The sequence below is a fragment of the Methylomicrobium lacus genome (assembly GCF_041897535.1).
GTDB classification, from domain to species: domain Bacteria; phylum Pseudomonadota; class Gammaproteobacteria; order Methylococcales; family Methylomonadaceae; genus Methylomicrobium; species Methylomicrobium lacus_A.
Window position 1 is genome coordinate 4,053,372 of sequence record NZ_CP169217.1, and the last position, 12,304, is coordinate 4,065,675.

9 protein-coding genes and 1 tRNA gene are annotated in these 12,304 nt (G+C 57.3%); 4 read left to right on the top strand and 6 right to left on the bottom strand.

All coding sequences use genetic code 11. The features are described 5' to 3' along the window. Positions 1 to 20: 20 nt before the first annotated feature. Positions 21 to 2,303, bottom strand: a complete 2,283-nt coding sequence (locus ACEPPP_RS18240; RefSeq protein ID WP_374088784.1) for a Tex family protein — start codon at positions 2,301 to 2,303, stop codon at positions 21 to 23. A 375-nt stretch (positions 2,304 to 2,678) separates the two neighbouring features. Between ACEPPP_RS18240 and ACEPPP_RS18245 the strand changes: the two genes are divergently transcribed. Together ACEPPP_RS18245 and ACEPPP_RS18250 are read left to right on the top strand one after the other, a co-directional pair. After that, on the top strand, positions 2,679 to 5,738 hold the full coding sequence (locus tag ACEPPP_RS18245; protein ID WP_374088785.1) for a transglycosylase domain-containing protein: 3,060 nt from the start codon (positions 2,679 to 2,681) through the stop codon (positions 5,736 to 5,738). Positions 5,739 to 5,799: 61 nt separating this feature from the next. Beyond that, complete coding sequence (locus tag ACEPPP_RS18250; RefSeq protein WP_374088786.1) at positions 5,800 to 6,582, top strand: alpha/beta hydrolase; 783 nt, start codon at positions 5,800 to 5,802, stop codon at positions 6,580 to 6,582. A gap of 5 nt (positions 6,583 to 6,587) precedes the next feature. Here ACEPPP_RS18250 and ACEPPP_RS18255 read toward each other — a convergent pair whose 3' ends face one another. The 4 genes from ACEPPP_RS18255 to ACEPPP_RS18270 form a co-directional block, all read right to left on the bottom strand. Further along, positions 6,588 to 7,022 (bottom strand): zinc-binding dehydrogenase, encoded by a 435-nt coding sequence (locus ACEPPP_RS18255; protein WP_374088787.1) that lies wholly within the window; start codon positions 7,020 to 7,022, stop codon positions 6,588 to 6,590. Positions 7,023 to 7,067: 45 nt separating this feature from the next. Beyond that, a complete protein-coding gene (locus ACEPPP_RS18260; protein ID WP_374088788.1) occupies positions 7,068 to 8,522 on the bottom strand; it encodes an IS66 family transposase in 1,455 nt (484 codons plus the stop codon). 11 nt (positions 8,523 to 8,533) lie between these two features. Then, positions 8,534 to 9,154, bottom strand: coding sequence for an NAD(P)-dependent alcohol dehydrogenase (locus ACEPPP_RS18265; protein ID WP_374088789.1), 621 nt, complete (start codon positions 9,152 to 9,154; stop codon positions 8,534 to 8,536). 171 nt (positions 9,155 to 9,325) lie between these two features. Next, on the bottom strand, positions 9,326 to 9,739 hold the full coding sequence (locus ACEPPP_RS18270) for a Dabb family protein (RefSeq protein WP_374088790.1): 414 nt from the start codon (positions 9,737 to 9,739) through the stop codon (positions 9,326 to 9,328). 148 nt (positions 9,740 to 9,887) lie between these two features. Between ACEPPP_RS18270 and ACEPPP_RS18275 the strand changes: the two genes are divergently transcribed. Beyond that, a complete protein-coding gene (locus tag ACEPPP_RS18275) occupies positions 9,888 to 11,351 on the top strand; it encodes an NAD(P)H-hydrate dehydratase (protein WP_374088791.1) in 1,464 nt (487 codons plus the stop codon). After that, entirely contained in the window at positions 11,351 to 11,827 is a 477-nt protein-coding gene (tsaE, locus tag ACEPPP_RS18280; RefSeq protein ID WP_374088792.1) for a tRNA (adenosine(37)-N6)-threonylcarbamoyltransferase complex ATPase subunit type 1 TsaE, read from the top strand. Before ACEPPP_RS18275 ends, tsaE begins: the two co-directional genes overlap by 1 nt. Positions 11,828 to 12,070: 243 nt before the next feature. Here the strand turns inward: tsaE and ACEPPP_RS18285 are convergent. Continuing rightward, a tRNA-Leu gene (locus tag ACEPPP_RS18285) sits at positions 12,071 to 12,157 on the bottom strand. Positions 12,158 to 12,304 lie beyond the last annotated feature (147 nt).

A 12,304-nucleotide genomic window follows, 5' to 3' on the forward strand; every position in this document is an offset into this window, starting at 1 on the left:
TATAGCAGAGCATTTTTTCTTTACTTTTTGAATGCGTTGGCCAAGGCATTCGCCATCGCGCCGCGCATCGGCGGTGCCGGCGGGGCGGATTTGCCTGGCGCCTTGCGCGGATTCGCCTCACGTTTAGGCGCAGGCGTCACTTCCGCCTCCGACTTCATCGACAACGCGATCCGTTGGCGTTCGACATCCACTTCGATCACCTTGACTTCGACGATGTCGCCGGCTTTGACGACCTCGCGCGGGTCCTTGATGAAATTGTCGGCCAGATGCGAAATGTGCACCAGGCCGTCCTGATGCACGCCGATGTCGACGAAGGCGCCGAAATTGGCGACATTGGTCACCACGCCGTTCAAACGCATGCCGGGGACAAGATCGGTGATCTTTTCGACGCCGGCCTTGAATTGAACGCTCTTGAATTCGGGGCGCGGATCGCGTCCGGGCTTTTCGAGTTCGCGCAGAATGTCGGTCACGGTCGGCAGGCCGAATTTCTCATCGGTGTAGCGCGCAGGTTCCAGTCGTCTCAAGATTTGCGACTGGCCGATCAAGTCGCGGATCGATTTGCCGGTGTCTTTTAAAATCGCTTCGACGACCGGATAGGCTTCCGGGTGCACCGCGGAGGCGTCCAGGGGGTTGTCGCCGTTGGTGATGCGCAGGAAGCCGGCGGCCTGTTCATAGGCCTTGTCGCCGAGCCGCGGCACTTTTTTCAGCTGGGCGCGGTTCGGAAACGGGCCATGCTCGTTCCGGTAAGCGACGATGTTTTCGCTGACGCTTTGCGACAGGCCGGACACCTGTTTCAGCAGCGCGGCGGAAGCGGTATTCACATCGACGCCGACCGCATTCACGCAGTCCTCGACGACCGCATCCAGGCCGCGCGCGAGTTGTACCTGATTCACGTCATGCTGATACTGGCCGACGCCGATCGATTTCGGTTCGATCTTGACCAGCTCGGCCAGCGGGTCCTGCAGACGCCGGGCGATCGAGACCGCGCCGCGCAGCGAGACATCGAGGCCGGGGAATTCCTTGGCGGCCAGTTCGGATGCCGAATACACCGACGCCCCGGCCTCGGAGACGACGATTTTGCTGAATTTCAGTTCCGGGTGCCCTTTCTGCAAATCGGCGACCAATTGATCGGTTTCGCGTGAGCCGGTGCCGTTGCCGATGCTGACCAATTGCACCTGATGCTGGGCGATCAATTTGGCTAGCGTCGCGATTGATTCCTGCCAGGCCTGCCGGGGCGGGTGCGGGTAAATCGTGTCGGTTGCCAGCAGTTTGCCGGTTGCATCGACGACCGCGACCTTCACACCGGTGCGGATGCCCGGGTCGAGCCCCATCGTGGCCTTGTGGCCGGCGGGAGCGGCCAAGAGCAGGTCGCGCAAATTGCTCGAGAAGACCCGAATCGCTTCCTGTTCGGCGGCTTCCCTGACGCGCATTTTCAAGTCCAGGTCGATGCGCGTAAACAGTTTGATTTTCCAGGCCAGGCGCGCGGTTTCGGCCAGCCAGGCATCGGCCGGTTTGGCGGTATCGGTGACGCCGAGCCGCTTCGCGGTAAACTGCGCGCAAAGCTCGTGTTCCTGCTGTTCTTCTTGGGCCGGCTTCAGAGTCAAGGTCAACACATCCTCGTTGCGGCCGCGTAACAAGGCCAGCGCCCGGTGCGACGGAATCTTCTGGATCGCTTCCTGATAATCGAAATAATCGCGGAATTTGCTCGCTTCCTGTTCCTTGCCCGGCGTCACGGTCGCGTGCAGGATGCCCTTGCCCCAAGTCCGCTCGCGCAGCTCCGAAAGCAGCTCGGCATCTTCGGACAACCGCTCCATGATGATCTGGCGCGCGCCTTCGAGTGCCGCGGCGCTGTCCGCGACGCCTTTTTCCGTGTCGATAAAGCCGGTTGCGAATTGCTCGGGAATCAGGCTGCGGTCCGCCAGGATCGCATCGGCCAACGGCTCCAGTCCCGCTTCGCGCGCGATTTGCGCCTTCGTGCGCCGGCGCGGTTTGTAGGGCAGGTACAAGTCTTCGAGTAGCGTCTTGGTATCGGCGGCATTGATCGCCTGTTCCAATTCCGGTGTCAGTTTTTCCTGCGAGCGGATGCTGTCGAGAATCGCCGCGCGCCGATCGTTCAACTCGCGTAAATAGATCAGGCGCTCGTCCAGCGTGCGCAGCTGCGTATCATCAAGCCCGCCGGTCGCTTCCTTGCGGTAGCGCGCGATGAAGGGCACGGTCGCACCTTCATCGAGCAAGGCGACGGCGGCGCTGACTTGCCTGCTGTTGACGGATAATTCTTCGGCAATGCGTTTGATGACGTCCATTGATAGATGCTGATGAGTTCAAAGCGGCAAATTTTATCAGCAAGCCGCGTTCCGTGGGTGAGGAAATTTTTGGCAGCGGCTTTCGGTTGTTTTTATGGCATCAGTAAAGGCGTTAATCTTAAGTGTCGTTGCGAGAATACTACCTTATATCATCCTTAATTCGGCATTGCGGTGGTAATTTGTTATAATCGGCCGAAAGAGAAAAGCGAGGCAACAGCAAAGCAAGTCGATGCACGGGCCAAGAACCTACAATGCAGAGACTTGTCCAACACCATGGGAAAATGCAGGGAAGCCCTTGGATAGTCGCTGAAAATAACTACGCTTAGAACTGATTTAATAACAGAGGTAACATCGCGCCTTGAGCGTGATCCGGCGATGCAAAATAAAAGACGAATTTTACCCCGGATAGTGCTGTTGGTCCTGTCGGCAGGTTTGCTGATAGTTGGGATCGTGGTCGTCAAGTTTGTGCGTGAAGAAGTCGAAACTTCGCGGTATCAGGCGCGCTATCTTTCCGGCATCAGCAAACAACTCAGCTTTAAAGTCGAAAAAGGCCCGAGTTCGTCGATACGCTATCCCGAGTACGGCCCCTACGATCAGCGCATGGGTTACACCTTGCTGCCCGAGGCCGTTGAAAAAATGACCAAAGCCGGCTTTTCGGTGACGGCCCAGGCGGTTTCATCGCCGATGTTGACGCAATTGATCGATGACGGCTTGTTTGCGATTTACCATGAAAAAACGCAGGCCGGACTCAAAATATTCGATCAGACCAATCAGCTGATATTCAGCAATACCTATCCCAATCACGGCTACCCCAATTTCGAGGCCATCCCGCCCGTAGTCCTCTATACCCTGTTGTTCATCGAAAACCGCGAATTGCTGAATGAGTCGAAGGTGACCGTGAATCCGGCCGTTGAGTGGGACCGCCTGGGTTATGCAAGCCTGCAGATGGTCGCCCACAAGCTGGGCGTGGACAAGAATGTACCCGGCGGCAGTACGCTGGCGACCCAGATCGAAAAATACCGGCATTCTCCGAACGGTTATACCAATTCGGTCGTCGACAAATTCCGGCAGATGGGCTCGGCTTCGATCCGCGCTTATCTCAAGGGGCCTGACACCCGTGAAATGCGCCGCGAGATTGCGCTGTCTTATCTGAATTCGATGCCGCTTTCGGCAGCCCCGAAAGTCGGTGAAGTGCACGGCTTGGGCGATGGGCTGGCAGCCTGGTTTGGCGCGAATTTCGACGAAGTGAATAATTTGCTGCGCGCGGCCACGCAAAATTCCGCCGAAAGCGTTACCGATCAGCAGGCGATTGCCTATCGTCAGGTCCTCTGCATTCTGCTGTCGCAACGGCGTCCGTCCTATTTCCTGGGACCGGGATATAACGCCTTGCAAACATTGGCGAACAGTTATTTGCGGCTACTGGCCGATGCGGGCGTGATCTCCGCGGCATTGCGCGACCGGGCCTTGCAGGCCGAAACCATCAAACCGTTGCCGGCCGATTCGATGCCGACGCAGTTCGTGTCCGAGAAAAAGACGCAAGCCGTATTGCGTACCCGCTTGGCGCAAGCATTGAACGTCAAAACGATTTATGATCTCGACCGCCTGGATTTAACGGTCAAAACTACGATCGACTACAACACGCAGCAAGCCGTGGCGGCCGAACTGCGCAAGCTCAGCGATCCCGAGGAGGCGCGCGCGGCCGGAGCCTTTGGCGAACGGCGGCTGAATGAAAATGTCGATCTGTCGCGCGTCGTTTATAGTCTGATGCTGTTTGAAAAAACGCCGAAAGGCAACTTTTTGCGCGTGCAAACCGACAACCTGGATCAGCCTTTGGACATCAACGAAGGGATTCGTCTGGATTTGGGCTCCACCTCAAAATTGCGCACGATGGTGCTTTATTTGCAACTGGTCGCCGAGATTTATCAGCAATATCAAGGCAAACCTGTAGCAGAATTGAACAAGGTGGCGCTGCATCCCCGGGACTATCTGAGCGCCTGGGTGATCACCCAACTGAAGGCACAGCCCAAAATCGATTTGCAAACCTTATTGGATCAGGCGCTGGACCGCAAATATTCGGCCAGTCCGGGCGAGTACTTCTTTACCGGCGGCGGCCTGCATCATTTCAATAATTTCAAGCGCAGCGATGACTATCAGATCATGTCGGTGCGTCATGCGTTGCGCGACTCGGTCAACCTGGTGTTCATTCGCCTGATGCGCGACATCGTTTACCATTACCAATATAAGCCCGACGGCGTGGCGCGCTGGCTCGACGACCCGGAAAGTCCGAAACGCCAGGAATATCTGGAGCGTTTTGCCGATCGGGAAGGGCAGGTCTATCTCGGCCGTTTTTATGCGAAGGCGCAAGGTAAAAACGCGAAAGAGCGCCTGGACATGCTGGCCAAAAGGGTATGGCTCAAATCGTCCCGGCTGACGATGCTCTACCGCGCGATCTATCCGGATCATGATGTCGATCAACTGAACAAATTTTTGCGCGCGTATTTGCCGAAACAGATTGTCGACAAGGAAGACATCTACTCGCTTTACGATAAATATTCGCCGGAAAACTTCGATCTTCAGGATCAGGGCTACATCACCAAGATACATCCACTCGAATTGTGGCTTGCCGGTTACCTCGCGAAGCACCCGCAAGCGACCCGCGAGGAAGCGGTTGCGGCCAGTGCCCAGCAACGCCTGGATGTGTACCGCTGGTTGCTGAAAAACAAAAAGAAAAAGGCCGGACAGCAGCATCGCATCATGAGCATGCTCGAAGCGGAGGCTTTTCAGCAAATCCATAAAGCCTGGAAGCAGGTCGGTTATCCGTTCGGCAGGTTGACGCCGTCTTATGCGACCTCGATCGGCGCCTCCGGTGACCGGCCGGCCGCCTTGGCTGAACTGGTCGGCATCATTTTGAACGACGGCGTCAGAATGCCGACCGTTCGCTTTGAAAACCTGCACTTCGCGGAAGGCACGCCTTACGAGACGGTTTTGGATAAAACCCCGAACAAAGGTCAACGCGTTTTCCCTCCCGAAGTCGCGATAGCCGCCAGAAGCGCGATGCTCGGCGTGGTGGAAGGCGGTACCGCTGCGCGTCTCAAAGACGTTTATACCGACAATGAAGGCAAATTCATCCCGGTGGGCGGCAAGACCGGCACCGGCGATCACCGCAAGTTGATGTTCAACGCGCGCGGCCATATGATCGGCTCGCAATTCATCAGCCGCGCGGCCGTGTTTACTTTCTACATGGGCGAGCGTTATTTCGGCGTGTTTACCGCCTATGTCTCGGGTAAGGACGCCGGAAAATATAATTTCACCAGTTCGCTGCCGGTGCAGATCGTCAGATTTTTAAAACCCACCCTGACGCCATTGCTGAACCGGCCTGCAGGCGGCGGCAACACCTTGTCCGAGCCGAAAGTGGCCTTGGCTTCCGGCCAATAAGAAGTCCCAACGGGCGGCGCCTCTCTCCGCCCGCAATCGCCCGGTGAAAATCCCAAGCCTCATGTCATTGTTGCTGATTTATTTGCTGATACTGCTGGCGGCGTTTCTGTTACAGCGTAAGATGATGTATTTCCCGGCCCGTTTTACGCCTGCACAGCAGGATCAATGGCTGAACGATTTGAACCTGCGACCTTGGCCGTCCGGCGGCGAGCGGCGCGGCATGGTAAGCCGTTTGGCGGTCGAAAATGCGAAAGGCACGGTGCTGGTTTTTCACGGCAATGCGGGCGCCGCGCTGCATCGGGCTTATTATGTCGAGGCCTTGCAGCGCCTGGGTTACCGGGTGATCATCGCCGAGTACCCGGGCTATGGCGCGCGGGAGGGCTCGCCTTCGGAAGCGGCATTGATCGAGGACGGCATTACGACGGCGAAAAGGATCAGCGCAGCGTACAGGGAGCCGTTGTTTCTCTGCGGCGAGTCACTGGGCAGCGGCGTCGTGGCAGGCATCGTCGCCTCGGGGCAGGTGCAGGTCAAGGGGCTGTTGTTGATTACGCCGTTCGACGCGATGGCGAAGGTCGCGCAGCATCATTACTGGTTTTTGCTCGCGCGCTGGCTGATTTTGGACAAGTTCGACAATGTGCCGCGGCTGCGCGATTTCAAAGGCCCGATCGCGGTGATCCTGGCGGGGCGGGACGAGGTGATTCCTAACCGAAACACGCTGGCCTTGTTCGATGCGTTGCCCGCGAGAAAAAAACTCTGGCGTTTCGACGATGCGGGGCACAACAGTCTGCCTTTGGAGCCCTGGCGGCCGTGGTGGCAGGAAGCGATGCAGTTTATCGCGCAGTGATCTGTCTACTTCAAGCTCGCCATATCGATTACAAAGCGGTAGCGCACGTCGCTTTTCAAGGTGCGTTCGTAAGCTTCGTTGATGTTTTGTATCGGAATCACTTCCACATCGGCCGCGACGCCGTGTTCGGCGCAAAAGTCGAGCATCTCCTGCGTTTCGCGAATGCCGCCGAGCAATGATCCGGCCAGACGCCGTCGCCCCATCACCAAAGGCCCTGCGGCGAGCGGCATAGGCTCGGGCAAGCCGACCAACACCATCGTACCGTCGCGGCGCAGCAGGCTCAGGTAGGCATTGTAATCGTGCTGGGCCGACACCGTATCGAGGATGAAACTGAAGCGGCCTGCGTTCTGCGCGAAAGCCTCCGCATCGCGCGTCACGATGAAATTGTCCGCGCCGAGCCGGAATGCATCTTCGCGCTTGCCCGGCGAATGGCTCAGCACGGTCACATGCGCACCGAGCGCCTTGCCGAGCTTGACCGTAACCGTTCACGCCCCCGAAGCCGAAGGCAAGCAAGCTAAAGCTGGGAATGGCAACCGGAAGGAGACATGCCCCTCCATCACCCCTTGCCAGCAAACCGTCCGCAGGGTCTGATAGACATTGACCTTGAGCCGCTTGCACGTCTGAATCAGGGACAACATCATCGGCCGAAACTGATTGCCCCGATGTGATTGCGTGAAGAAGCTGATTTTCCGCCAAATGACATACGGTCGCAGACTTTGCTCCGCAGCGTTGTTCGTCATCGGCACGCCTTGATATTTCAAAAACGTCCACAGCCGTGGGCTGTCGCGCAAAAGCTTGCGACAGGCGTGGCCGGTGCGCGTATCGCCATGGGTCGTTGCGGCGCGTTCCAGGGTGGCTTGAAAATGTTGGCGTAAGCGCTGCAAACGCCTTCGGTACAGCAAGGATTGGCAACCGCTGTGCTGCCAGCGCTTGCCGCAGCGCACCACCAGGCGGGCCAGGCGCAACAGGTAAGTGCCGTCTTCCCCGGCTTGTCCCGAACGTCCGGAGATTTTCTCCAGGTTGCGGATGATGTGTGCCCAGCAGTACTGATGCCGGTCGGCGTCATAATCGTTGTAAGCGCCGTGCCGGTCGCTGACCAGAATGCCGTCGAAATCGCCCAACAGTTCCCGGGCCGCCTGTTTGCCGCGCGAATAATGGGTCATGAAATAAGCCGCCTGCGGCGTGCTCAATGACCACAGCCAGTAGCGGCTCTTCCCGCGAAAATGGCTGGTTTCATCGGCGTGAGCCAAGCCCGCGTCACGCACCTGGTCGCCAATCTGTTGGTAGACGGGCAACAGCCAGTCGATCACCGGCGCTTGGGCTTCGCTGATCGCGCCCAAGCTGAAATCCAGCTGCCACTGCTCCGCCAACAGGCTCTCGAGTTGACGCAGACTCAAGTGGTATTGGCTGTTCAGCAGACTGATCCAGGCGATCAAGCCGGGGCCCATTTGCCCGCTCGGCACGTCGTCCGGCAAGGCCGCGCGATGACGCGCCTTGCACTGTCTGCAACACCCGCTATAACAGCGGTGCTCGACCACTTGGTAACGCACTTCCGGCAAGTCGAAAACTTGATATCGGCGATAGCCGTCCATGACGACCGCGCCGCCGCAAGCACACTGGCTCTGCGGGTAATAATGTTCGATCCGATCCACCGCTGAGGCATCCAGCAAAGCGCGTTCGTGCTTGTCATGCCCCGGCTGCGCGCCTTTCGCACGCCCGGTCGGTTTTTTCGACGGCCGCTCTGCGCGTTGCTTGGGGCTGTCTTGCGACGGCGGCTTTGAGGAGTTCTCCGAATGCGTATTGAGCTGCTCTTCCAGCTCCGCTTGCCGTTTTTGCAGTTCGACCAAAAGCTGCCACAGCGCGGCAATGAGCTGCTGCGCTTCTTCGAGGCTCTGCGGGACTGGCGCCGGTTGACTGAGATCGATAACGAGTTTTGACATATCGCAATTTTCTAACAAGCGGCCGGGCTTTGGCAAGGGCGTGAACGGTTACGCTTGACCGCCATATGACCCAGGCCGCCGAGACCGACGATCGCTATCCTGTCGTTGCGCTGTACGCCGAAATGACGCAGAGGCGAATACGTCGTAATGCCCGCGCATAAGAGCGGCGCCGCGCGCTCCAGGGGGATGCCGTCCGGAATTTTTAAGACATAGGATTCATCGACGGTAATGCGCGCCGAATAACCGCCGTAGGTCGGCGTCTGGCCGTCCTGTTCACGAGAGTTATAAGTGAAACTCGCGCCCGCATGACAATACTGCTCCTCGCTGGCTTCACAGGCTTCGCATTGCCGGCACGAATCGACAAAACAGCCGACGCCGACCGTATCGCCGACCTGCCAGCGGCCGACCTCGCTGCCGATTTGCGCGACGACGCCGATGATCTCATGCCCCGGCACCATCGGAAAAGTCGACCCGCCCCATTCGTTGCGCGCCTGATGAATATCCGAGTGGCAGACGCCGCAGTACAGAATGTCGATCAACACGTCATGTGTGCCGGGCTCGCGGCGCTCTATCGTAAACGGAGCGAAAGGCGATGTGGCGTTGGTTGCGGCGTAGGCAGATGTTTTGATCATCGTGATTTTTGTGATTGATTTTATTTTCTGTATTCGGTGTTACGACCAGCGCCGGCAGCAGGCAAGGCCTCAGCCAGTACAAGAACGTCCCCTCTCCCAGTGGGAGAGGGGACGTTCTTGCGCTGTCTCTTACTTACAATTTGAGGTCAAACGATTACTCAAAGCCAGTCATCAATCCGCAAAATCATAAACCTTGTAGTGATCAACCAAAGGTCTCAACACTTCATGAATGACTTTTTGATGTTCCGGATTTTTCGAATAATTCTCCAGCGCTTCTTTGTTCTCGAACGTCGCGGAAATCGCGATATCGAAGCTGTCATCGACCGCCGGGCTCTTCGTTTCGCGTTTGAGTCCGGCGACAGGGCCGATCTCATAACTCAAAACGCCCGGCAATTTGGACAGCCGCTTGCTGCCCTCGATATATTTCCGGCGCGCTTCCGGATCGCCGTGCTGTTTCAGCCAGATCACCACGAGATGATGCACCTTGCCCTCCGAGGTGCTGGCAGGTTGTGCGGCGTACGCGATATTGCCCAGGCTCAATGCCGCCAACAGTAATAGTCCTTGTTTCAAGTGAGTTGTTTTCATGGGTCAGACCTCCGGTGAATAAAAACGGTTTTTATGACCGCCAGTGTACCAGAAAATTCAGTGGCTTCTATTTGAAATGCCGGCGTGAGAATGTTGCTAAAACCGGCTATCATAGCAGTCTGGATAGATTTTGAAGGTCTTCGACGGTATGTCAACTCTCCCCCAAACCCTTTACTGCGCTGCCCAGGTCAGAGAGCTGGACCGGCTTGCGATCGAAGCATTCGGCATCCCCGGCTATCAATTGATGTGCAAGGCCGGCGGCGCGGCATTTGAATGTATAACCGCAAAATGGCCGGAGACACGATTATTAGCGGTGTTTTGCGGCAGCGGCAATAATGCCGGTGACGGGTATGTGATTGCACGGCTTGCGCTCGAAGCAGGACTCGATGCGCTGGTGGTCAGTATCGGCGGTCCCGAAAAATTGAAAGGCGATGCATTGACTGCTTTCCGGGATTATTCCGAGGCCGGGGGCAGGGTGACGGTATTTGATCCGGGAAGGGTGATCGAGGCCGATTTGCTGGTCGATGCCTTGCTCGGCACCGGCCTGGATCGGCCGGTGTCGGGGCTTTACGCGGACGCGATCGCGGCGATCAATCGCTCCGGACTGCCTGTCGTTGCGGTCGATATTCCGTCGGGTCTGCATGCCGATACCGGCAACGCGATGGGCTGTGCGGTCAAGGCCGATTGCACGGTGACCTTTATCGGGTTGAAGCAGGGGCTGTTTACCGGCCAGGCGGCCGAGTATGTCGGCGAGATTGTTTATGATGCGTTGGCGGTGCCGGATGAGGTGTTTGCTTCGGTCAAATCCAGCGTGTTTCGCGTGATACAAAAGCCTATGCTGCCGCGCCCGCGCTGTGCGCATAAGGGCGCTATGGGTCATGTGCTGGTCGTTGGCGGTGATCTCGGTTATTCCGGCGCGGCGCGCATGGCGGGCGAGGCGGCGTTGCGGGTCGGCGCGGGCCTGGTCAGCATCGCGACGCATAAGGAGCATGCCGGCCTGATGAATCTGTACCGGCCGGAGCTGATGTGTCATGGTGTCGAAAGCGGCGCGGAATTGATGGCTTGGTTAGGCAAGGCCGATGTTCTGGTGCTGGGCCCTGGGTTGGGGCAGGGCGCTTGGGGCAAGGAAATGTTCAGTGCCGTGCTGAAATCAGACAAGCCGATCGTGCTCGATGCGGATGGGTTGAATTTATTGTCAGTATCTCCGCTCAGCAAGCCGAACTGGGTTTTGACGCCGCATCCCGGCGAGGCAGGGCGCCTGCTGCGCAGTTCCACGCCATCCGTGCAGCAGGACCGTTTCGCGGCGGCAACTGCGGTTCGTGCGGCTTACGGCGGCATCGCGGTATTGAAAGGTGCGGGGACTTTGATCGCGAGCGAATCTCAGATTGCGGTATCGACGACCGGCAATCCCGGCATGGCCTCGGGCGGCATGGGCGATGTGTTGTCCGGCGTGATCGCGGGACTCATCGCGCAAGGCCTCGACTTACAGGAGGCGGCCGAACAGGGTGTGTTTTTGCACGGCCGCGCCGCCGATCTGGCGGCCGTGAAGGACGGCGAACGCGGCCTGCTCGCGACTGATTTATTGCCCTTTTTGAGACAGTTGGTGAATTGATGCAACGCTATTTAGAATCCACGGAAGCAACCGAACAATTCGGCGCGGAGTTGTGGTGCCTGTTGCCGGCGAAATGTTTGGTGTTTCTGCACGGCGACCTGGGCGCGGGCAAGACCACGCTGGTCCGCGGTTTTTTGCAGGCGGCGGGTCATCTCGGCGTGGTGAAGAGCCCGACTTATACGCTGGTCGAGGAATACCAGATCGGCGGCCGGAAAGTTTATCATTTCGATCTCTACCGCTTGGCCGACCCGGAAGAGTTGGAATGGATCGGCATTCGCGATTATCTGGACGACGAAGCCGTTTGTATCATCGAATGGCCCGAAATGGGCGAGGGCATGCTGCCTGCGGCGGATTTGGCTATCCATTTACGGGTGCAGGACGCGGGCAGGCTGATCAGCGTCGATGTGTTTGCGGAGCGGTTAAAAGATTTGTTCGCAAATGCTTTTGACGAGGTTGTCGCCGCGCGAAACAAATAATACAATTCGAATCTGTTTTGAGGCTTTGGCGGGGTTAGGGCTTTGCTTCAGTCGCTGAGGCGAAATGAAAGCTCGATGCCTTATTCCAGTTTCATACTGAACTGGCTGAAGCCCAGGCAGAATAATAGCTTGAGACTCTAAGCGTTATTTAGAGAAATTTTCTATCGGATGATAGGCGATGTCGCTAAGGAGGAGAAATGCAGATGGGTCTGATTTTCGATGTCCATAATTACGAAGTAATTATGGTGCCGAGGAGAGGACTTGAACCTCCACGAGCTTGCGCCCACTAGCACCTGAAGCTAGCGTGTCTACCAATTTCACCACCTCGGCAGGCGATGTGTTATCTCAGTTGATTTGCACATTATACGGGCCGATTTTGAGGTTGTCAAACAATTTTAAATTTTTTTATCGGCTTCCGACAAAGCGTATAAAACGTGCGTCATTTCAGCCATCGATGCAGAGATTTTTTGCGCTAAA